At 75.3% G+C, this 22210-nt stretch carries 18 protein-coding genes; 10 read left to right on the top strand and 8 right to left on the bottom strand.

Annotated elements, in window-relative coordinates; all coding sequences use genetic code 11:
* The 4 genes from PKE99_RS32885 to PKE99_RS32870 form a co-directional block, all read right to left on the bottom strand.
* A partial coding sequence (locus PKE99_RS32885; RefSeq protein ID WP_271214955.1) for an AAA family ATPase occupies positions 1-1052 on the bottom strand: 1052 nt, incomplete at its 3' end.
* A 136-nt stretch (positions 1053-1188) separates the two neighbouring features.
* Positions 1189-2028 (bottom strand): class I SAM-dependent methyltransferase, encoded by an 840-nt coding sequence (locus PKE99_RS32880; protein ID WP_037051908.1) that lies wholly within the window; start codon positions 2026-2028, stop codon positions 1189-1191.
* The gene (locus tag PKE99_RS32875) at positions 2028-3440 is read right to left on the bottom strand and encodes an FAD-binding oxidoreductase (RefSeq protein WP_037051910.1); all 1413 of its coding nucleotides are present in this window, start codon (positions 3438-3440) and stop codon (positions 2028-2030) included. The genes PKE99_RS32880 and PKE99_RS32875 overlap by 1 nt, the downstream gene beginning before the upstream one ends.
* 187 nt (positions 3441-3627) lie before the next feature.
* On the bottom strand, positions 3628-5004 hold the full coding sequence (locus PKE99_RS32870) for an RNA polymerase sigma factor (protein ID WP_037051913.1): 1377 nt from the start codon (positions 5002-5004) through the stop codon (positions 3628-3630).
* Between the two features lie 324 nt (positions 5005-5328).
* On the opposite strand from PKE99_RS32870, the gene PKE99_RS32865 reads away from it, so the two are divergent.
* Positions 5329-6210 (top strand): inositol monophosphatase family protein, encoded by an 882-nt coding sequence (locus PKE99_RS32865; RefSeq protein WP_081924631.1) that lies wholly within the window; start codon positions 5329-5331, stop codon positions 6208-6210.
* Positions 6211-6225: 15 nt separating this feature from the next.
* Here PKE99_RS32865 and cei read toward each other — a convergent pair whose 3' ends face one another.
* Entirely contained in the window at positions 6226-6867 is a 642-nt protein-coding gene (gene cei / locus PKE99_RS32860) for an envelope integrity protein Cei (RefSeq protein WP_051738113.1), read from the bottom strand.
* A gap of 323 nt (positions 6868-7190) precedes the next feature.
* Between cei and PKE99_RS32855 the strand changes: the two genes are divergently transcribed.
* Positions 7191-7493 carry a DUF4193 domain-containing protein gene (locus tag PKE99_RS32855; RefSeq protein WP_037051919.1) on the top strand — a complete coding sequence of 101 codons (303 nt, stop codon included), beginning with the start codon at positions 7191-7193 and terminating at the stop codon, positions 7491-7493.
* 109 nt (positions 7494-7602) lie between these two features.
* On the opposite strand, the gene PKE99_RS32850 is transcribed toward PKE99_RS32855, so the two are convergent.
* Positions 7603-8091: a DUF3093 domain-containing protein gene (locus tag PKE99_RS32850; protein ID WP_037051922.1), complete on the bottom strand. Its 489-nt coding sequence runs from the start codon at positions 8089-8091 to the stop codon at positions 7603-7605.
* Between the two features lie 62 nt (positions 8092-8153).
* On the opposite strand from PKE99_RS32850, the gene dut reads away from it, so the two are divergent.
* The 4 genes from dut to PKE99_RS32830 all read left to right on the top strand — a co-directional run bounded on the left by dut (position 8154) and on the right by PKE99_RS32830 (position 13848).
* Complete coding sequence (gene dut, locus PKE99_RS32845) at positions 8154-8630, top strand: dUTP diphosphatase (protein ID WP_037051993.1); 477 nt, start codon at positions 8154-8156, stop codon at positions 8628-8630.
* A complete protein-coding gene (locus PKE99_RS32840) occupies positions 8627-12091 on the top strand; it encodes a DUF3710 domain-containing protein (protein ID WP_037051925.1) in 3465 nt (1154 codons plus the stop codon). Before dut ends, PKE99_RS32840 begins: the two co-directional genes overlap by 4 nt.
* Positions 12092-12697: 606 nt before the next feature.
* A complete protein-coding gene (locus tag PKE99_RS32835) occupies positions 12698-13078 on the top strand; it encodes an OB-fold nucleic acid binding domain-containing protein (RefSeq protein WP_037051928.1) in 381 nt (126 codons plus the stop codon).
* A 119-nt stretch (positions 13079-13197) separates the two neighbouring features.
* Positions 13198-13848: a DUF3159 domain-containing protein gene (locus tag PKE99_RS32830; RefSeq protein ID WP_231498392.1), complete on the top strand. Its 651-nt coding sequence runs from the start codon at positions 13198-13200 to the stop codon at positions 13846-13848.
* Between the two features lie 61 nt (positions 13849-13909).
* On the opposite strand, the gene PKE99_RS32825 is transcribed toward PKE99_RS32830, so the two are convergent.
* Positions 13910-14578, bottom strand: a complete 669-nt coding sequence (locus PKE99_RS32825; RefSeq protein WP_037051933.1) for a potassium channel family protein — start codon at positions 14576-14578, stop codon at positions 13910-13912.
* Positions 14579-14600: 22 nt separating this feature from the next.
* Positions 14601-15263: a potassium channel family protein gene (locus PKE99_RS32820; protein WP_037051936.1), complete on the bottom strand. Its 663-nt coding sequence runs from the start codon at positions 15261-15263 to the stop codon at positions 14601-14603.
* A gap of 126 nt (positions 15264-15389) precedes the next feature.
* Here PKE99_RS32820 and PKE99_RS32815 point away from each other — a divergent pair, with 126 nt between their 5' ends.
* From PKE99_RS32815 to PKE99_RS32800, 4 genes are all read left to right on the top strand, one after another.
* Positions 15390-17498 (top strand): APC family permease, encoded by a 2109-nt coding sequence (locus PKE99_RS32815; protein WP_081924633.1) that lies wholly within the window; start codon positions 15390-15392, stop codon positions 17496-17498.
* Positions 17482-18696, top strand: a complete 1215-nt coding sequence (locus tag PKE99_RS32810) for a class I SAM-dependent RNA methyltransferase (RefSeq protein WP_051738115.1) — start codon at positions 17482-17484, stop codon at positions 18694-18696. Before PKE99_RS32815 ends, PKE99_RS32810 begins: the two co-directional genes overlap by 17 nt.
* Positions 18697-18757: 61 nt before the next feature.
* The gene (locus PKE99_RS32805) at positions 18758-19627 is read left to right on the top strand and encodes an HTD2 family dehydratase (RefSeq protein ID WP_037051939.1); all 870 of its coding nucleotides are present in this window, start codon (positions 18758-18760) and stop codon (positions 19625-19627) included.
* Between the two features lie 149 nt (positions 19628-19776).
* A complete protein-coding gene (locus PKE99_RS32800) occupies positions 19777-22206 on the top strand; it encodes a Tex family protein (protein ID WP_037052002.1) in 2430 nt (809 codons plus the stop codon).
* The last annotated feature ends 4 nt before the right edge of the window (positions 22207-22210 follow it).

Raw genomic sequence — 22210 nt, 5'->3', positions numbered from 1 at the left:
TGCCCGGCCGCGGCGAGCGCCTCCGCGGCCCGGGCCGCGAGGCGGGCCCGCTCGGCCGGGAGCAGCGCGGCGAGGACCGCCTCCCTGGTCAGGGCGTGCGACCAGCCGAGCCCGCCGGCGTCGCGAACCAGCAGGCCCTCGGCGACCCCGCCGCGCAGGGCCGCGCCGATCTCGTCCTCACCGAGCCCGGCGACCGGCCCGAGGACCTGCCAGTCCGGCGCGGGACCGAGCACCGCGGCGGCCTCCACCGCTCGCCGCGCCGCCGGCGCCAGCGCCTCGAGCCGACCCTCGACCAGCGCCGCGAAGGTCGGCGGCACCGCCCGCCCGGGTGCCGCCAGCATCTCCTCGACCACGAACGGCAGCCCCTCCGAGCGGGCGTGCAGAGCGGCGACCTCGTCCTCGGCCGGGGGAGTGCCGTCCCGGCAGGCCGCGACCAGCGCCGCGACCCCGGCCGGGTCGAGCGGCCGCAGCGGCAGGACCCGCAGGCCCGGGGCCGTGGCGAGCCGTGTGGCGGCGGGACCGGGCCGGCACGACACCGCGACGAGTAGTCCGGGGCCCGCACCGGTCAGGGACGCGACCGTCGCGAGGGTGTCCCGGTCCGCCCAGTGCAGGTCCTCGAGCCGCAGGACGCAGCCGCCCGGCACGGTCGCCCGCAGCAGCCGGCGCAGCCCCTCACCGAGGACCACGGCCTGGTCGGGGGCACCGGGACCGGACTCGGGCCCGGTGCCGGAGCGCAGCCGCTCCAGCGCCGCGCGGTACGGCCGGACCACCTCGCCGTCGCCCGCCGGATCGTCGAGACGGGGGAGGACGGCCTCGGCGAGCGGCCGGAACACGCCGCCACCGGGCACCGCGCGCCCGGTGAGGACGGTGAGCCCGGCGGTCGCCGCCGCGGACGCGATCTCGTCGAGCAGGCGGGTCTTGCCGATCCCGGCCTCGCCGACGACGGCGACCGACCCGCCGCCGCCCGCCGCCGTCGCCGCGACGAGCCGGCGCACCTCGGCCAGCTCGGCCGCCCGTCCGACCAGGACGGGGCTGCGGACGACGGTCTGCACCCGGTCAGTGAAGCGCGGTCGGGCGACGCCGGGAAGCCGTTGTGCAGGGGTGCTCATCAGGGGCCCTGCTCAGGGCCTTGCTCCGCGCCCACCACGACGTGCAGCCGTATCCTCGACCGGGCCGCTTCGAGTCCGCTCAGAGCGCGCGCCCCGTCAGCAGCCAGGCCGCCGAGCCGAGCGCGACGCCGTCGGGTCCCGCCCCCTCCGCCAGGACCGCCCGCAGGGCCACGATCGCCCGTTCCCGGTCGGCCGGGCCCAGGCCGTCGAGTCCTCCCGCCAGGATCTGCCGGACCAGCCCGAACGCCTCCTCGACGTCCCGGCCCAGCACCACGGGCGCCGCGCACGGCTCCACACCGACCTCGGCGAGGCCGGCGCCCTCCAGGAGGGCCCGGGCCCGCTCCGGGTCGGCGAGGCCGAAGGCGCCCGGCCCGGGCGGCGGCTCCGGGGGCATGCGGCCCGTCAGCGCGCGCATCAGCTGGTGCATCCAGGCGTTCTCGGCGACCGAGCGCCACACGACGAACGCCACCCGGCCACCCGGCCGCAGCGCCCGCGCCAGGTTGGCGAAGGCGGCGGGCGGGTCGCCGAAGAACATCACGCCCGAGCGGCTGATCACCCGGTCGTACCGGCCGGCGAAGTCGTGCACCTGGGCGTCGGCCTCGAGGAACGTGACGCCACCCAGCCCGGCGCTGCGGTCCCACGCGACCTGCAGCATCGGGCCCGAGATGTCGACACCGGTCGCGGTGCCGTCGGGCGCCACCGCGGCGGCCGCCTTGCGGGTGACCGACCCGGTCCCGCAGCCGACGTCGAGCACCTGCAGGCCCGGCGCGAGCTCGGCGGCCTCGAGCAGCAGGGCGTCGTAGCCCGCGGCGGACGCCTCGAACTGCGCGGCGCGCGCCGCCCAGAGCAGCCCGAGGTCCCCGCCCCACTGCGCCCGCTGCTCGGCGTTCGGAGCGGCCCCCGGCGGGCCGACCGCCATCAGATGCCCTGGGCGGGCAGCAGCGGCGGGCTGGTCCAGCGGGCGGCCGGGTCGAGCAGGCCGTCCGGGTCGACCTCGGCCCGCAGCGCGTCGAGCCGGGCGACGGTCTCCGGACCGAACCCGGCCCGCAGCCGCTCGACCGCCTCCGGGTCGACGCCGCCGGCGATGTTCGTGGTCGTGCCGCCGGTCGACCAGGGCAGCAGCCGCTCGACGATCGTGGCGAGGGCGCCGGGCACGTGCTCGGCGATCGGCGGCACCAGCATCCCGACGGAGTCCAGGAAGTACGGTGCGGTCCGACCGGCCACCGCGTTGGGCACCGCCGGCGGCCGCGCGAAGGCCGCGCCCAGCAGCCGGATCTCGCTCAGCACGAACGGCAGCCCGGCGGCGGGCGAGGTGACCTCGGCGAACGCGTCGAGCGCCGCGTCGGGCAGCTCCGCGAGCATGACGCCGCGGTCGACGAACGGCATCGGGTCGACCGGGTCGGCGTGGATGGCGGCGAACGCGGGGACCGGCAGCGGGCCGACCGTGTCGAGCAGGGGCTCGGGCAGCGCGGCGCGCAGGGGCGCGATCAGCCGCTCGCCCTCGGCGGCGTCGCCGACGAACGCGAACCGGATGTGCACCACGGCCTTGCCGCGCAACGGCTCCGGCAGCATCGGCAGGTCCGGCAGGTTGAGCCGGGCGACGGAAGGACCGGCCGTCTCGGGCAGCGCCTCCGCCCAGTCCCGCCAGGTGCGCAGGAGACCGGGGACATCGGCCGTCGTGGCGTCGACGAAGATCCCGCCCGCGTAGAGCTCCGGTACCTCCACGAGGTCGATGGTCATCGCGGTGACGATGCCGAACGCCGCGCCGCCGCCGCGCAGGGCCCAGAACAGGTCGGGATCGTGGTCGGCGTCGACGGTGCGCAGCACGCCGTCGGGCGTCACGACCTCGATCGACCGCACGTTGTCCGCCGCCCAGCCGAAGGTCCGGCCGATCGGGCTGAGGCCGCCGCCGAGGGTGTAGCCGACGACACCGGCGCCCGGCGACGAGCCGCACAGCCCGCCCAGACCGTGCGGAGCCGCCGCGTCGAGGACCTGCTGCCAGCGCACCCCGGCGCCGAGCGTCGCGGTGCGGGCCGCGGGGTCGACGGTGAGGGCGTCGAGGTCCGCGGTCACCAGCAGCACCGTCCCGGGGCCCGCCGGTGCGGCGCCGTGCCCGGTCGCCTGCACGGCCACCCGCCGCCCGGTCTCCCGGGCGTACCCCACGGTCGCCACGACGTCCTGCGCGTCCGCGGCCCGGACCACGTGGTCCGGCCGATGCTCGGTCGCGAGGTTGTAGCCGGCGGCGGCATCGGCGTACCCCGGGTCGCCGGGGGCGAGGACCACGCCCGTGACCAGGGGACCGAGCTCCGGGGTGTCGGTGGTGAGGCTCATGCGCTGCTCCTGTGCGTGATCGAGAAGTACGTCTCCGAGCACGTGTGGATCAGCGGCGGCGTTAACGCCCGTCGTCAACTCTGGGGACGGCTGCCGCGCCGGGAGGCGCGGACGTACCTCCGTGCGGGCGCGCCCGAGAACGACGACGGCCCCGGGCCGGAGCCCGGGGCCGCGCGTCGGACTCGACTCAGTCCAGGTAGTCCCGCAGGACCTGCGACCGCGACGGGTGGCGCAGCTTGGACATGGTCTTCGACTCGATCTGGCGGATCCGCTCGCGGGTCACGCCGTAGACCTGGCCGATCTCGTCGAGCGTGCGGGGCTGGCCGTCCGTGAGGCCGAACCGCAGCCGGACGACGCCCGCCTCGCGCTCGGACAGCGTGGCCAGCACCGACTGCAGCTGGTCCTGCAGCAGCGTGAAGCTCACCGCGTCGACCGCGACGACCGCCTCGGAGTCCTCGATGAAGTCCCCGAGCTGCGAGTCGCCCTCGTCGCCGATCGTCTGGTCCAGCGAGATGGGCTCCCGGGCGTACTGCTGGATCTCCAGCACCTTCTCCGGGGTGATGTCCATCTCCTTGGCCAGCTCCTCCGGGGTGGGCTCGCGGCCCAGGTCCTGGAGCAGCTCGCGCTGGATGCGGCCGAGCTTGTTGATGACCTCGACCATGTGCACCGGGATGCGGATGGTGCGGGCCTGGTCGGCCATCGCGCGGGTGATGGCCTGGCGGATCCACCACGTCGCGTAGGTCGAGAACTTGTAGCCCTTGGTGTAGTCGAACTTCTCGACCGCACGGATCAGGCCCAGGTTGCCCTCCTGGATCAGGTCCAGGAACGCCATCCCGCGGCCGGTGTAGCGCTTGGCCAGCGAGACGACGAGGCGCAGGTTCGCCTCGAGCAGGTGGTTCTTGGCCCGCTCGCCGTCCCGGACGATCCAGCGCAGGTCGCGGCGCAGCTGCGGCGAGAGCTTCTCCGAGGCCTCGATCGCCCGGCGCAGCCGCTCGGCGGCGTAGAGGCCGGCCTCGATCCGCTTGGCGAGCTCGACCTCCTCCTCCGCGTTGAGCAGCGCGACCTTGCCGATCTGCTTGAGGTAGGCACGGACCGAGTCGGCCGAGGCGGTGAGCTCGGCGTCCTTGCGCGCCTGGCGCAGGGCCTCGGACTCGTCCTCGTCCCAGACGAACTCGGTCGACTTCTGCTGGGAGGAGCGGGTGGTCGGGGCGCGACGGTTGGCGCCGGTGTTGGCCGGCTCCTCCTCCTCGTCGTCCTCGTCCTCCTCGTCGGCGGAGTCCTCGGCCGCCTCGGCCGTGTCCTCCTCGACGTCCTCGATCTCGACGTCCTCGAGCTCGACGTCCTCGCCGAGCTCGGCGTCGTCGAGGTCGACGGCCTCCTCGTCGCCCTCGGCCGAGGTCGACTTCTTCTTGGCCGAGGTCTTCGGACCGGTCTTCGCGCCCCCACGTGGGCGCGCCGGCCTGGCCTTCGTCGCGGTACCCGCCCCGCGGCCACGACGGGCGGGTGCGGCCGCCGTCTCGTCCACGGTCGAGTCGGTTCGGGTTGCGGAGTCTGCGGCTGCCACCTAGGCCCTCTCGCTGCGTGCGCTTGCGGTCCGCCGGAGCTGCCGAGAACGCGGCGGGCGCTCCGGTCCGGCTGGCTTCGAGTGACTTCGCCTCGCCGGTCGCCGCCGTTTCTCGTGGGGTCGGCGCGCGTCCCGGGGGTGAAGTTCTCCGCCATTGTAACTGCGCCTGCGCCCGGTGCTCGCCGGTCGCGCCCTCCTCAGAGCACCCGCATCGGTTCAGAGAGGGCCCGGACGGGCCGGACGGACGTCCCGCTGCGCCGGGCGGCGCCCCGCGGGCCGGGCCGAACCCCTCGCCGACCTGCGGGCTGTGGTCGGATGGGTGACATGACCACGAGCAGTGCCCCGGCCGGCGCCGGAGTACCCGGCACGGACGCGACCACACTTCCGGACGCCGCGGAGCTCGCCGAGCTCCGGCGTGTCGCGGTCCGGGTGGCGGAAGAGGCGGCCGCCCACCTGCGCACCCTGCCCGCACCCCGGGAGACCGGCGCGGTCGGGACCAAGAGCACGCCCACGGACGTCGTCACGGAGTCGGACCGGGCCCTCGAACGCCTCGTCCGGGAGCGGCTCGCGGAGCTGCGGCCGGGCGAGCCGGTGTACGGCGAGGAGGCGGCGGGCGACGCGGGGGCCGCCCGCTGGGTCGTGGACCCCATCGACGGCACCGTGAACTACCTCTACGGGCTGCCCTGGTACGCGGTGTCGGTCGCGGCGGTGCGGGACGGGGTGTCGCTGGCGGGCGCGGTCGTCGAGCCGGCATCGGGCGTGGTGTGGAGCGCGGCGGCCGGGGCGGGCGCGACCCGCGACGGCGTGCCGCTGCGGGTCACCACCGAGACCGAGCTCTCCCAGTCGCTGGTCGCGTGCGGCTTCTCCTACGACGCGGGCCGCCGCGCGCGGCAGGCCGCGATGATGGCGGCGGTGCTCCCGCGGGTCCGTGACCTGCGGCGGACCGGATCGGCGGCGCTCGACCTGTGCGGCCTCGCCGCCGGCCGGATCGACGCCTACGTGGAGCACGGCATCAACTGGTGGGACTGGGCGGCCGCGGCGCTCGTCGCGCAGGAGGCCGGGGCCCTCGTGCGCGTGCGGCCCGCGCCCGGGCGCGCCCGCGGGGACGGCACCGAGCTGGGGGAGGACGTCACGCTCGCGGCCACCCCCGGCGTCGCCGAGGCGTTCGAGGAGCTCCTGCGGGAGGCGGGCGCCGCGGACGTCTGACCTCGTCCGCCGGCGTCAGCAGCGGGCGGCCTCGCGCGCCTCCGCCAGCACCTGCGGGTCGAGCTGGGGCGCGGCCACCTGCTGGCCCTCGCCGGTCTCGCCGGAACCGGGGGCGCCGAGCTGCTCCAGGGCGTCGCGGACGGCGCGGTTGGGGTTGACGTCGGTGAACCCGGTCCCGACGGCGACGTCGACCGAGTCGTCGCCCCGCTCGTCGCGGACCAGCTCGAGGCAGGGGAGAACCAGCTGCAGCGTCGCCGCCGAGCCCTCGCCGGACTGCCCGAACCGCAGCTGGCCGTGGCACTCCAGGTCGCCGCCGGGGTAGAGCGGGTCGTTGTCCGGCTGCCGGGCCTCCCCGAAGCCGAGGTCGCCGAGCTGGGCGGCCACGAGGTTGGCCTGCCCGCGCTGGCCGCCGGCGTTGAGCACGGTCGTCCGGATGTCCGCCGGTGGCGTCGGGGCGGCCGAGGCCAGCGCGTCGGAGTCGAGCACCTCGCCGGCGGCGCCCGAGGCGGAGGTGTTGCACGCGGCGAGGCCGGACTCGGCGGAGGCGTTGAAGAACACGATCGTCCAGGTCACGAGGGCGGCCACGGCGAGCGCGCCCACCGTGATCGCGACCGGCCGGGACCGGCGCCGCCGGTAGGGACGCAGCCCCGCGCTCACGCGTCCACCCCACCCGAACACACCCCGCGGATCAGCACGGCGGAACCCTAACGCCCCCACCGCTCCCCGGCGGGCGGGCGACACGGGTGGGCCCGGTGCGGGGGCTTGACCGCTCGGCTACCCTCTGCGCGCCGACGGGGGAGCACGACGTTTCGCGGGGCCCGGTCACGGGTGCCGCGGGTCCCTGCCCTGGTCCCGGCGAGGGCTGCGCCGTTCCGCAAACGGGTGAGACCGGCGTCACTCCGATGCCGGGCACAAACGCCTGCGGCCGGGACGTTGTGCAGCGGCACGACAGAAGACGAACAGTACTGAGGGTGGGAACGATGGCTACCGACTACGACGCACCGCGGCGCAACGAGGCCGACGACATGGCGGAGGACTCGCTCGACGAGCTCAAGGCCCGTCGGAACGAGGCGCAGTCGTCCGCGGTCGACGTCGACGAGTCGGACACGGCGGAGAGCTTCGAGCTCCCGGGGGCGGACCTCTCGGGCGAGGAGCTCACGGTCAAGGTCCTGCCGAAGCAGGCGGACGAGTTCACCTGTGGCAGCTGCTTCCTGGTGCACCACCGCAGCCGGCTGGCCGAGACCCGCGGCAACCTGTTCATCTGCCGCGACTGCGCGGCCTGACGGACCGCCGCCGGCCCGACCCGGCGTCGAACGACGCGGACACCGACGAGGGCGTCCCGGATCCCCGGGACGCCCCTTTCGGCGTTCTCGGGGCCGGGCGTCCTCGGGGCTAGGCGCGGGTGGCGCTCAGCGCGGCCACCAGCTCCTCCGGGCGGCGGGTGCTGACGACCCAGTACGGCACCGGGCTCGCGGGGTCGCGCGTCTCGATCCGCACGACCGGGCCGATCCAGCCGCGGTGCAGCACGTGGGCGACCGGGTCCAGCTCCGGGCCCAGCGCCTGCTGCTTGTCCTTCCTGGACACGATCTGGGTGCGGCCGACGTGCTCCAGCGCGATCCGCTCGTCGCCGGCCACCAGCTCGGTCTCGGTCACCTGGACCCGCACGCTGCCCAGGCGCCACACCACCAGCAGCGCCAGCGGGATCAGCACGGCGTAGCCGATCCACGAGCGCACGCCCGGATATCCCATGTGGATCTCGGCGCCCAGCAGCACGGCGACGCCGCCGGCGAACAGGAACCACCAGAGCGGTGTACTCAACCGCTCGTCGAACCCAGGACGGCCGGACGTCGCAGGACCGGCGCTGGACGGGTGCTCGCTCACGACGACCCACTGTAACGTCGCCCGTTGTGCCCGGCCCGATCGATGCTCCCCCGCACGAGCCGATGGTCACGCCGCTCGTCGACGTGCTGCTGACCCGCCTCGACCCCGACATGCCGCTGCCCGCGTACGCCCGACCCGGCGACGCGGGGGCGGACCTCGCGACCACGTCCGACGTCGTCCTCGCCCCCGGTGAGCGCGCCGTCGTCGGCACGGGCGTCGCGATCGCCCTGCCCATGGGCTACGCCGGCTTCGTGCACCCGCGCTCCGGGCTGGCCGCCCGCGCGGGGCTGTCGGTCGTCAACGCGCCGGGCACGATCGACGCCGGATACCGCGGCGAGATCAAGGTGTGTCTGATCAATCACGACCCCCGCGAGGAGATCGTGCTCCGCAGGGGTGACCGGATCGCCCAGTTGGTCGTTCAGAAGGTGGAGTACGCGCGCTTCGTCGAGGTGCCCGAGCTCCCGGCCTCCGACCGGGGGCCGGGCGGGTACGGCTCGACGGGTGGGCACGACCGGCTGGCGGGAGGGGACGGACCGTGAGCGTCCGCTACGGCGAGGACCTCGAGGACCTGGAGGCCGACGACTCGGTGGAGACCGGGTACGACGGCGAGTACGACGAGGAGTACGACAGCGAGTACGACGGGCCGGACTTCGGCCCGTTCGACGTCGCCAAGCTCGACCCCGAGATGACGGACGCGCTCACGCGCATGGACTTCGGCGCCGTGCAGGTGCCGATCCCCCCGCAGGGCAGCGTCGTCGAGCCGGAGGACGGCGCGCGGCTGTCCGCGGTGCACATCACGATGCCGGGCGGTGGGCGGCTCTCGCTGTCCGCGCTGGCCGCGCCGCGCTCGGGCGGGCTGTGGAAGGACCTCTGCGAGGAGATCGCGCAGTCGCTGCGCGAGGGCGGCGCCACCGTGCGCTCGTACACCGGCGAGTGGGGCCGGGAGCTGCGCGCGACCACGCAGGTCGCCTCGTCGGTGTTCGTGGGCATCGACGGCGAGCGGTGGATGGTCTACGGCGTCGCCGCGGGCCCCGAGGAGCAGGCCGAGCGCCTCGACGCCGAGATGCGGCGGATGCTGCGCGGCACGATCGTGGTGCGCGGCAAGTCGCCGTACCCGCCCCGGACCGTGCTCCCGCTGACGCTCCCCTCGGCGGTCGACGAGGCCCCCGATCCCGACGCCGAGGCCCCGCAGCCCAAGGCCACCCTCACCCTGCGCACCCGGTCGGTCACCCCGGCCGAGGAGGCGGGGGAGTCGGCGGAGGCCGCCGCCGAGGCTCCTGCGGGTCCGGCCGGCGCCGGGCAGGTCGGGGTCGGGCAGGCCGGCGCCCCGGGCGGTGGGGCGCCGGGCGGTGCCGCTCCGCTCGCGCCCGCGGCATCCGCGGGGGCGTCGGGTGGGGTGGGCGCCGGGGCTGGTGGGCCCGGTGCTGGTGGGCCCGGTGCTGGTGGGCCCGGAGCTGGTGGGCCCGGAGCTGGTGGGCCCGGTGCGCCGCAGCACGGCCCTGCCGGGCCGCGGCCTGATCAGCCCCAGTTCGGCGGTCCTCAGGTCGGTGGTCCGGAGTTCGGTGGCCCGGCCGGCGGGCGGCCGGCGGGCGGCGGGTTCGGTGGGCCCCCGGTCGGCGGTCCCGGTTTCGGCGGTCCCGGCCCCGGTGGTCCGGGGGCCGGCGGTCCCGGCTTCGGTGGACCTGGGTTCGGCGCTCCGGCGGCCGGTGCTTCGTTCGGCGGCCCGGCCACGCAGAGCGGATACACGCCTGGCCCGGGTGCAGGCGGTCCGGCAGGTCAGGCACCGTTCGGCGGCCCGACCGGTGGGTACACGCAGGGTCCGGGAGCCGGTGGCCCGGCGGGCCAGGCGTCGTTCGGCGGCCCGGCCACGCAGGGCGGGTACACGCAGGGTCCGGGCACCGGTGGCGCGGTCGGCCAGGCGCCGTTCGGCGGCCCGGCCACCCAGAGCGGCTACACGCCGGCGCCGGGCCTCGGCGGTCCGGCGGGCGCTCCGCCTGCGGGCCCGCGCTCGTTCGGTGACCCCGCCGACGCCCCGAGCGGCCCGTACACCGCGGCCGGTCCCGGTCCGTACGGCCCCGGCACGGGGAACACCCCCGCCGGGTCCCCGTCGGTCGAGGGCGCGGGGTTCGCGCCGGCCGGCCCGTCCGGGACCTACCCGGCGGCCGGTCAGGACCCGCGCTTCGGTGGTCCCGCCGCGCCCTCGACCGGCGCGCACGCCGGATCCGGCGCATTCCCGCAGGCCGGGCCCGGCGCCCAGGGTGGCGCGGCCGGCGCGGGCGAGACGCGCGCCCTGCCCGTCGTCGGGCGGGGTGCGGGTGGTCCCGGGTCCTGGGGCGACCAGCCCGTCGAGCCCGCTCCGCAAACCGCCGGCCCGCACAGCGGCGGCTGGGCGACCGCGGAGTACCGGCCCGACCGGTCCGCCGAGGACCGTGCGGACCGCGACCCGGGCTCCGGTGAGTTCGGCGGGAGCGGCGGGGGTGAGTTCGGCGGGAGCGGCGGGAGCGGCGGCCCGCGCCACTCCGGGCCGACGGCCGACCAGGCGAGCGGCGGCTGGGCGACCGGCGGTCGCCACGGCGACCCCGCGCCCTCCCGCTGGGCCGAGCGGCAGCCGTCGGAGCCCGGGCGGGACCCGCGGTTCCCGGCTCCGGGCGACGTCCAGCGCCCCGGCTGGGCCACCGAGCAGGCGGACGGCCCGCGGCACTCCGGCTGGGCGGCCGAGCAGCAGGACAACGGTCGGGCCGGCGACTCGCCGCAGTCCGGCCTCGGTGCGAACGTGAACCCGTCCGGCTGGGCTGCGGACCAGCAGGGCAGCAACTCGCTGCAGCCGAGTGCCGGTGCGGCGTCCGCCCCGGGCCGGGGCAGCGAGCAGCAGGACTCCTGGGCCGGCGGCTCCTCGCAGTCGCCGGCGGCGTCCGCGTGGGGCCCGGAGCAGGGCGGTCGCTTCGGTGGGCCGCAGCAGTCCGGCCCGGCGGCGGGCGGTCGGCGCGCCGAGGTCCCGTCGTGGCAGGACCGGCCCGCGGAGCAGCCGAGCGGTGGCTGGACCGGCGCGCCGGCGTGGGGGAGCGGGAACCCGTCCGCGGACGGCGGACGGCCCGGCGAGCAGCCGAGCGGCCGCCGCGCCGCCCCAGAGCCCACCCAGGGCGACCGAGGAACCGGCCACGGCCTCTACGACGCGCCGTCGCACGGCGGTCAGGCCGCGGAGGGCCGTCCGGACGGCTGGACGCCCACCGTGCACCAGCCGCCGGGCCCGGGTTACGAGACCGTCGACCGGGACTCGGGCCGGCTGCCGCAGTACGGCTACACCGCGTCCGGCTGGTCGTCACAGGGCGGCGGCCGCGAGGTGACCGGGTTCGCGGGCGTCCGGACGGGTCCCGGCTCGCCGGCCGACGTCCCGACCAGCCTCTTCGACGCCCTCATGGCCGAGTCCGCCGACCGCGCCGCCGACCACCGTCCCGCCGCCCGCAACGGCTACGGCCCGGTCAACGGGCACGCCGGCCCCGGTGGCACGAACGGCCACGACGCGCGCAACGGCTGGGCCGGCCCGAACGGCTACGCCGGCTCGCCCGGCCACAGCGGCCGGAACGGCGGTGGGAGCCCGGAGGGCCACGGCACTCCGAACGGATACAGGGCACCGAACGGCCACGGCCCGTCGGACGGCTACCGCGGCCAGAACGGCCACGGCCCGTCGGAAGCCTCTTGGGGCCAGAACGGCCAAAGCCCGTCGGCCGGCTTCCGGGGCCAGAACGGTCACGGCCCGTCGGACGGCTACCGCGGCCAGAGCGGCCAGGTCGGCTACGGCGGGCACGGGCACGACGCCCCGAACGGACACAGCGGCCCGGGCGGCCACGGCTCCCGGGAGCCCGGCCCCGGCGAGCCCGAGGCGGGCGGGAACCGCCGCCACGGCGAGGGCCCGGGCTCGCGACCGGCGCTGTCGTTCCTCGACGCCGACCCGCTCAACGGCGCCGACCCGGACCGCGGCCGCCACCGCCGCCCCGAGTAGGCCCGCCACACCGCGGCAGTCGACCCGGCACACCGCCGAGGAGCGCGGCACACCCCGCCAGCGGGGTGTGCCGCGCTTCTTCGGTTGTGCGGCGCTCCTCCGGTCGTGCTTCCTCCCGCACGCCGCCGTCCGAGCCGCGGTCGTCGCAGGGCGGTGAGAGCGAGATTCGGGTTCGCACACCCCTTCTGGCCGGCTGTCACACCTGGGAGGAGCGCGCGACACATGCCATCGATGGGCTGTGCCCCGCTCACTCGAGGTGTGAGAGCCGACCACGACGGGTGTGCGAGCCCCCACCCGCGTCCACCGGCACGCCGAACGGCGCGAGACCAGCGTCACACCCATCCACCGTGACGACGAGCGGGAACCGCACCCCCGTGAATCCGCCCAGAACGCCGCAATCCGGGCACGCTGAGCCGCATCACCCGTCCGGGGACCCGCGTGTCGTCGCGATGATCTGGCCGCTCACCGACGGGGGAGATCGGGATCGCGTCCGGCTGCGGGAAGCCGCCCGTTCCGGGCACACATCCCGTTTCTCCCGCGTTACCCTTGCACGGGCAGCGGCCGGATCAAGGGAGACGGCCCGCGCCCGAGCAGCCGAGGAGAGAGATGGGCAGCACGGACGGTGGGGCGTTCCGCCGCATGCTTCGCAAGCTCACCAGCGACGTCGACGTCCTGGACGCGGACGACCTGTCCGAGGATTCCGAACGTTCCGGCGCGCAGCGCGCGAGCGAGTGTGCGTGCGGACAGGAGGTGACCATGCTGGGTCGCCTCCGGAGTGTGGAGTTCTGCCCCGAGGACGACAGCAGCGCACAGCTCCAGGCGGAGCTGTACGACGGCACCGAGGGAGTGACGCTGGTCTGGATGGGTCGACGCCGGATCCCGGGCATCGAGCCGGGCCGGACGATGCGGGTGCGCGGCCGGATCTCGGTCCGGGACGGCCGGAAGGTCCTGTACAACCCGTACTACGAGATCTGCCAGGCGCAGTGACGCCGGGTCCCGAAGGGGACCAGCCGACCACCCGGATCCCGCGGGTGGCCGGCGAGCCGGCGGACCACGACTCGGCCACGGGCCCGATACCGCGCGTCCCGGCCGAGGAACCGGCCGGTGTGACGGCGGAGATCCACGAGAACGACCGGTCCGAGGACACCGACGACTCGGGGCGCCGGCCCACGCTCCTCGAACAGATGGGCGGCATCCCCGGCATCATCGCCTCGACGGTGCCGGTGGCGGTCTTCGTCGTCGCCAACGTCCTGTTCGAGCTCAAGCCCGCCCTGATCGCCGCCGTCGTGGCCGGCGTGCTGGTGGCGGTGTTCCGCATCGCGCGCAGGCAACCGCTCCAGCCGGCGATCTCCGGGCTGTTCGGTGTGGCCGTGTGCGCCTTCATCGCCTACCGCACCGGCGAGGCCCGCGGCTTCTACCTGCCGGGCCTGCTCTACAGCGCGGCGCTGGGGCTCGCCTTCCTGGTCTCGATCATCGTGCGAAGGCCGCTCGCCGGCGTGATCTGGCACGCCGTCAACGGGCACGGCCAGGGCTGGCGCCGCAACCCGCGCATGCTCCGGGCCTACAGCTGGGCCAGCGCGCTGTGGGCGCTGGTGTTCGCCGCCCGCCTCGTGGTCCAGGGCTGGCTGTACAACGCGGACGAGGAGACCTGGCTCGGCATCGCCCGGCTGGCCATGGGTTACCCGCTGCTCGGCCTCGCGATCGTCGGGACGGTCGTGGCCGTCCGCCGCGCCGAGCGCACCCCGGCCGCCGGCTGAGCGACCTCCCGGAGCACAGCCGCCGGCCCGCCGTCGACGAGTCGGTGCACGCCCTGGAGCCTCAACCCCTCGCGGCGTCGACGACCGCCGCCCGGATCTCCTCCTCGACCGCGGCGGTGGCGACGAAGAGCAGCTCGTCGCCCGGCTCCAGCGCGTCGTCCGCCTGCGGGACGATCACCCGGCCGCCCCGCAGGATCGTGACCAGCGCGGAGTCCGGGGGCAGCGCCAGGTCCCGGACGGGCCGCCCGGCCAGCGGCGTGTGCGTGGGCAGCGTGACCTCGACGAGGTTCGCCTGACCCTGCCGCAGCGTCAGCAGCCGCACCAGGTCGCCGACGGCCACGGCCTCCTCGACCAGCGCCGCGAGCAGCCGCGGGGTGGAGACCGAGACGTCGACGCCCCAGTTCTCCCCGAACAGCCACTCGTTGCGGGGGTCGTTGACCCGCGCGACCACCCGGCGCACCGCGAACTCCGTCTTGGCGAGCAGCGAGACGACCAGGTTGACCTTGTCGTCCCCGGTCGCGGCGATCACGACGTCGCAGCTCTCGATCCCGGCGTCCTCGAGCGTCGTGAGCTCGCAGGCGTCGGCGTGCACCCACTCCGCCTCCTCCACGGCGGCGGGGTCGATCTGGCCGAGGTCGCGCTCGATGAGCATGACCTGGTGCTTGTTCTCCACGAGCTCGCGCGCGATGGAGCGGCCGACGGCGCCGGCCCCCGCGATGGCGACCCTCATGACCTCACGCCCTCTCGGGTTCTCAGGAGTCGGCGGGCGGTGCGGCCGCCGCGGCCGTGACGTCGGAGACCGTGCCCGAGACCGCCGCCACGTAGACGACGTCGTCGGCCTGCACGGCCGTCTCGCGGGTGGGCAGCACGCCGCTGCCGAACCGGACGACGAACGCCACCCGGGAGTTGGTGGCCTCCTCCAGCTCGCGGATCGGGCGCCCGACCCAGTCCTCGTGCAGTGGCAGGGGCAGGATCGCGACGGTGCCGGCGGGCTCGCGCCACGCCGTCGCGACGCCGTCGGGCAGGACCATCCGCATGAACCGGTCCGTGGTCCACGGCACGGTCGCGACGGTCGGGATGCCGAGCCGCTCGTAGACGGCGGCGCGCTTGGCGTCGTAGATCCGCGCGACGACCCGCTCCACGCCGAAGGTCTCCCGGGCGACCCGGGCGGACAGGATGTTGGAGTTGTCGCCGGAGGAGACGGCGGCGAAGGCGTCCGCCTTCTCGATCCCGGCCTCGATGAGCACCTCGCGGTGGAACCCGAACCCGACGACCTGGCGGCCGCGGAAGTCCGTCCCGAGCCGGCGGAAGGCCTGCACGTCCCGGTCGATGACGGCGACCTCGTGACCGAGGCGTTCGAGCCCGGCGGCGAGGGACGCGCCGACGCGGCCGCATCCCATGATCACGACGTACATCGGATGGGCCCTCCCGGGCTCGCTCGGTCTCACGTGTCGACGGGCCGGCTCCTCCGATCGGGCCCCGGGCGCGTCGTCGACGCACGCTATCGCGTCCGTCCGCCGTCGAGAGCATAGGCTTCGGACGTGTCCAAGCTCGGCGTCGCCGTCAAGCGCATCCTGGTCGGTCGCCCGCAACGCAGCGACCGCCTGCACAGCACGCTGCTGCCGAAGCGGATCGCGCTGCCGGTGTTCGCCTCCGATGCCATGTCCTCGGTCGCCTACGCGCCCGAGGAGATCTTCCTGACCCTGTCCGTCGCCGGGGTCACCTCGTACGCGCTGTCCCCGTGGATCGGCCTCGCGGTCGTGGTCGTCCTGCTCACGGTGGTCACCAGCTACCGGCAGAACGTGCACGCCTACCCGTCCGGCGGTGGCGATTACGAGGTGGCCACGGTCAACCTCGGCCGCAAGGCCGGGCTCACCGTGGCGAGCGCCCTGCTCGTCGACTACACGCTCACCGTCGCGGTGTCGATCTCGGCGGCCGCGGCGAACATCGGCGCGCTCATCCCGTTCGTGGGGGAGCACAAGGTGCTGTTCGCGGTGCTCGCCATCGCGCTGCTCACCGCGATCAACCTGCGCGGCATCCGGGAGGCCGGGGCGGCGTTCGCCGTGCCGGTCTACCTGTTCATGCTCGGCATCGGCACGATGATCGTCTGGGGTCTGACGCGGGTGCTGCTCCTGGGCCAGGACGTCGAGACGGCCAGCACGAACCTGCACCTCGTGGCCGAGGGCGACACCTTCACCGGGCTCGCGCTCGTGCTGCTGATCCTGCGTTCGTTCACCCAGGGCGCGGCGGCGCTGACCGGCGTCGAGGCGATCTCCAACGGCGTGCCGGCCTTCCGCAAGCCGAAGTCGCGCAACGCCGCGACCACGCTGCTGATCATGGGTCTGATCTCGGTCAGCATGTTCATGGGCCTGATCGCGCTGGGCCGGCTCACCGGCGTGCAGATCGCGGAGGACCCGGCCCACCAGTTCCCCGACGCCCCACCGGGCTACCAGCAGCAGACGATGGTCGCGCAGCTGGCCGACGCCGTGTTCTCCGGCTTCCGGCCCGGGTTCTTCTTCGTGGTGATCATGACGGCGCTGATCCTGGCGCTGGCCGCGAACACCGCGTTCAACGGCTTCCCGGTGCTGGGCTCGATCCTCTCCCAGGACCGCTACCTGCCCCGGCAGCTGCACACCCGCGGCGACCGGCTGGCCTTCTCCAACGGCATCCTGATCCTCGCGGCCTTCGCGATCGTGCTGGTGGTCGGGTTCCAGGCGGAGGTCACCCGGCTGATCCCGCTGTACACGGTGGGCGTGTTCGTGTCGTTCACGCTGAGCCAGGCGGGCATGGTCCGGCACTGGAACCGCGAGCTCGCCTCGACGACGGACACGCGCGAGCGGGCCCGGATGCGCCGCTCGCAGACGATCAACGGCTTCGGCGCGATCATGACCGGCCTCGTGCTGCTCACCGTCCTGATCACCAAGTTCACGCTCGGCGCGTGGATCACCATCGTGGCGATGGCCGGCTTCTTCGTGCTGATGGTCGCGATCCAGAAGCACTACGACCGGGTCTCGGCCGAGCTCGTGGCCGGCGAGTCCGACGGGGTGCTGCCGAGCCGCAACCACGCCGTCGTCCTCGTGTCGACGCTGCACAAGCCCACGCTGCGGGCGCTCGCCTACGCCCGCGCGACGCGGCCGGACGTCCTCGAGGCGGTCACGGTCAACGTCGACGACGCCGACACCAAGCGGCTCGTCGCGGACTGGGGCAAGCGCAAGATCCCGGTCAAGCTGAAGGTCGTCGAGTCGCCGTACCGGGAGATCACCCGACCGGTCCTCGAGTACGTGAAGCGGTTGCGCACGAACAACCCGCGCGACGTCGTCACGGTCTACATCCCCGAGTACGTCGTGGGCCACTGGTGGGAACAGCTGCTGCACAACCAGTCCGCGCTGCGGCTGAAGAGCCGGCTGCTGTTCCAGCCGGGCGTGATGGTCACGAGCGTGCCCTGGCAGCTGGACTCCTCGGCCGCCGCGCAACCGCTCTCGCCGCTCTTCGCGCCGGGCGCCTCGCGCCGCGGCTACCCCTCGATGGAGCAGCTGCCCGGCGAGCAGGTCACGAGCGCCGCCGCCTCGCGCGCCACCGCGCTCCGCAAGGACGCCGCGACCGGCAAGGAGACCCCACCCCGGAAGGACACCGGTGACCCGGTCCGCTGAACGCACCCTCGACTGGACCGACCGGGTCCTCGACCTGGAGGTCGGGCCGGTCGCCCACGGCGGGCACTGCGTGGCCCGGCACGAGGGCCGCGTGCTCTTCGTGCGGCACGCGCTGCCCGGCGAGCGGGTCCGGGCGGTGGTGACCGAGGACCAGGGCGGGTCGTTCTGCCTGGCCGACACGATCTCGGTGCTCGACGCGTCGCCGGACCGGGTCCCGGCGCCGTGCCCGTGGGCGCGCGCCGGCGGGTGCGGGGGCTGCGACTTCCAGCACGTCGCCCCGCCCGCGCAGCGCGCGCTCAAGACCGCCGTGCTGCGCGAGCAGCTCACCCGGCTCGGCGGGCTGACCGGCGGGATCGCCGGGACGGTCGAGGTGGAGGAGCTCTCCGGCGGCGCGCTCGGCTGGCGGCAGCGGCTGCGCCTCGCGGTCGACGACGAGGGCCGCGCCGGCCTGCGCGCCCACCACAGCCACGAGGTCGTCCCGATCTCGGACTGCCTGCTCGCGCCCGCCGGGCTGCTCGACGACCTGCTGGAGCGGCACTGGCGGCCCGGCGACGAGATCGAGGTGGCCGTCGACGCCCTGGGCGAGCGGCACCTCGGCGCGGGCGTGCCGCCCGCGGAGCGCAGCGCCTCCGTGCAGCACGCCGCCGGCCGGGACTGGGAGCTCTCCCCGGGCGCCTTCTGGCAGGTGCACCCGGAGCTGGCGGACACGCTCGTCGAGATCGTGGGGGAGTGGGCGGCGGCGCCCGCCGGCGGCACGGCCTGGGACCTGTACGGCGGCGTCGGCCTGTTCGCCGCGGTGCTGGCCGGGCAGGTGGGGCCGGAGGGCTCGGTGACGGTCGTCGAGTCGGCGCGGCAGGCCGTGGCCGACGGCGAGCGCGCCCTGCGGGACCTGCCGCAGGTCTCCTTCCGGTCCGGCCGCGTCGAGCGGGTGATCACCGGGCTGCCCGACCCCGACGTCGTCGTCGCCGATCCGCCGCGCAAGGGGCTGGGCCGGGCGATGGTCGACGAGCTGTGCGCGCGGGCGCCGGAGCGGATCGTCTACGTGGCCTGCGACCCGGCCGCGCTCGGCCGCGACGTGAAGCTCTTCGCCGCCCAGGGCTACGCGCTCGCCGCCCTGCGCTCCTTCGACGCCTTCCCGATGACGCACCACATGGAGTCGGTCGCGCTCTTCCACCCCGTGAGTGCCGAACGCCCCTAGCGGGGCAGTCGGCACTCACGACCCCGGCTGACCAGCGCAAACGACGGCAGACAGGAGGACCATGGGCATCGCTGAGTACGTCGAGGGCTGGGAGCCCGGACCCGTCGAGGTGCGGGAGGTCCTGGATCGCGTCCCGTCGGACTCCTTCGCGGGGCTCCTGGACCAGACCTCGCCCATCGACGCCCCGGGCCAGGGCTCGACCGCGATCCCGCCGCTGTGGACCGCGTTCCACTTCCTCGAGCGGCCCGCCACCGCCGAGCTGGGCGAGGACGGGCATCCCCGCGAGGGGCACTTCCTGCCGCCGATCCCGAACCGCCGCCGGATGTTCGCCGGCGGGCGGCTCACCGTGCACTCGCCGCTGCGCGTCGGCGACGAGGTGACCCGGCGCAGCGCCCTGAGCTCGATCACCCCGAAGTCCGGGCGCTCCGGGGACATGCTGTTCGTGACCCTGACCCACGAGTACCTGCGGGCGGGCGAGGTGGCGCAGGTCGAGGAGCACGACGTCGTCTACCGGGAGCAGGAGCCCGGCGCGGCGCGCGCCGCGGCCCCGGCGGCCCCGGAGCCGCGCGAGCCCGAGCCGCCGGCGCCGGGGGAGTGGCAGGCCGTGCTGCGCCCCGACGAGGTGCTGCTGTTCCGGATGAGCGCGCTGACCTACAACGCCCACCGCATCCACCACGACCTGCCCTACACCCGGGACGTCGAGGGCTTCCCGGGGCTCGTGGTGCACGGGCCGCTGCTCGCGCTGATGCTGCTCGAGCTGCCCCGCCGGTTCGCCCCGGACCGCCAGGTCGCGGAGTTCTCCTACCGGTTGCGCCGCCCCGCCTTCGCCGGCGCGCCGGTGGTGGCGACGGGCAAGCCGGACGGCTCCGACCTGGTATGCGGGGTCCCCGGCGCCGACCCGAGCATCACCGGCCAGGTCACCTTCGCCTGAACCCGTCCGCACCGAACCCGACCCCGCCCGCACCCGTCCGGGGGCGGCCCGGGGAGGATGGGGGCGTGACAGGTTCGGTTCCCGCAGCGGCCTCCGCGGCCCCCACCGGGGCGTCGGCTCCGCAGTCCCAGACCACCGTCCAGCCGTCGATCGAGCAGCGCATCGCCGACGAGCTGGGCGTGCGCCGGCACCAGGTCGCCTCGGCCGTCGACCTCCTCGACGAGGGGTCGACGGTGCCGTTCGTGGCCCGCTACCGGAAGGAGGCGACGGGCGGGCTCGACGACGCCCAGCTCCGCACCCTCGAGGAGCGGCTGCGCTACCTGCGCGAGCTGGAGGAGCGGCGGACCGCCGTGCTCGAGGAGATCCGCAAGCAGGGCAAGCTCACCCCCGAGCTGGAGCAGCAGGTCCTCGCCGCCGAGTCGAAGGCCCGGCTCGAGGACGTCTACCTGCCGTACAAGCCCAAGCGCCGCACCAAGGCCATGATCGCCCGGGAGAACGGCCTCGAGCCGCTCGCCGACGCCCTGCTGGCCGACCCCTCGCTGACCCCCGAGGACGAGGCGGGGAAGTACCTCGGCGAGAACGTCGCCGACGCCGCCGCCGCGCTCGAGGGCGCCCGCGCGATCCTCGTCGAGCGCTTCTCCGAGGAGCCCGACCTCATCGGCGGCCTGCGCGAGCGGATGTGGAGCCGCGGCCTGCTGGTGTCGAAGGTCCGCCCGGGCAAGGAGGCCGAGGGCGCCAAGTTCTCGGACTACTTCGACTTCTCCGAGGCCTTCACCTCGCTGCCGAGCCACCGCATTCTCGCCGTGTTCCGCGGGGAGAAGGAGGAGGTGCTCGACGTCTCGCTGGAGCCCGACGCCGAGCCCGCCGAGCCGGGCGTCCGCACCGACTGGGAGACCCTGATCGCCGCGCACGTCGGGATCTCCGACCAGGGGCGGCCTGCGGACCGGTGGCTCAACGACGTCGTGCGCTGGACCTGGCGCACGCGCATCCTGCTGCACCTGGGCATCGACATCCGGGTGCGGCTGCGCACCGCCGCGGAGGAGGGCGCGATCGGCGTCTTCGCCTCCAACCTGCGCGACCTGCTGCTCGCCGCGCCCGCCGGGACCCGGGCGACGATGGGCCTCGACCCGGGCCTGCGCACCGGCGTGAAGGTCGCCGTGGTCGACGGGACGGGCAAGGTCGTCGCCACCGACACGATCTACCCGCACGAGCCGCGCAAGGACTGGAACGGCGCGCTGGTCAGGCTGACCAAGCTGGCCACCGAGCACGCCGTGGACCTGATCGCGATCGGCAACGGCACCGCCTCCCGCGAGACGGACAAGCTCGCCGGTGAGCTCGTGGCGATGAACCCCGGCCTGAAGATGACCAAGGTGATGGTCAGCGAGGCCGGCGCGTCGGTCTACTCGGCCTCGGCGTACGCGTCGGCCGAGCTGCCGGACCTCGACGTGTCGCTGCGCGGCGCGGTCTCCATCGCGCGCCGGCTGCAGGACCCGCTCGCCGAGCTCGTGAAGATCGACCCGAAGTCGATCGGCGTCGGGCAGTACCAGCACGACCTGCCCGAGGCCTCGCTGTCCCGCTCGCTCGACGCCGTCGTCGAGGACTGTGTGAACGCCGTCGGCGTCGACCTCAACAGCGCCTCCGCGCCGCTGCTGCGGCGGGTGTCGGGCATCAGCGAGTCGCTGGCCGCGGCGATCGTGTCCCACCGGGACGCCAACGGGCCCTTCCGCACCCGGACCGCGCTCGTCGACGTCCCGCGGCTGGGCCCGAAGGCCTTCGAGCAGTGCGCCGGCTTCCTCCGCATCCGCGGCGGCGACGAGCCGCTCGACGTCTCGGGCGTGCACCCCGAGGCCTACCCGGTCGTCCGGAAGATGGTCGACGCGGCCAAGGTCGGCATCGACGAGCTCATCGGCAACACCGCGAAGCTGAAGAACCTGCAGCCGCAGCGGTTCGTCGACGACCGGTTCGGGCTCCCGACCGTCTCCGACATCCTCGTCGAGCTGGAGAAGCCGGGCCGCGACCCGCGTCCCGCCTTCCGCACCGCGACCTTCGCCGAGGGCGTCCACAAGATCGCGGACCTGCGGCCGGGCATGGTGCTGGAGGGCGTGGTCACGAACGTGGCCGCGTTCGGCGCGTTCGTCGACGTCGGCGTGCACCAGGACGGCCTCGTGCACGTCTCGGCGATGTCGAGCCAGTTCGTGTCGGACCCGCGCGAGGTCGTCAAGTCCGGCGACGTCGTCAAGGTCAAGGTCCTCGACGTCGACGAGGACCGGAAGCGGATCTCGCTCACCCTGCGTCTCGACGACGAGCCGGGCAAGGGCGGCGCCGGCGGCCGGCAGCGCGGCGGCGGGGACCGCCCGCGCGGCGACCGCGACCGGCAGGGCGGCGGCAGGGGCCAGGGCGGCCAGGGTGGCCGCGGCGGTCAGGGCGGTCAGGGCGACCGCGGGGGCAAGGGCGGTCAGGGCCGGCAGGGCCAGGGCGGCGGCCGGCAGGGCCAGGGCGGCCAGCGGAACCGCCAGGAGAAGCCCGCCCCGCTGAACAACGCGATGGCCGACGCCCTCAAGCGCGCCGGCTTCAAGTGACCCG

The sequence above is a fragment of the Pseudonocardia halophobica genome, assembly GCF_027922425.1.
GTDB classification, from domain to species: Bacteria; Actinomycetota; Actinomycetes; order Mycobacteriales; family Pseudonocardiaceae; genus Pseudonocardia; species Pseudonocardia halophobica.
Note: the sequence above shows the minus strand (reverse complement) of the source record. Positions and strands in the feature narration are given on the sequence as shown.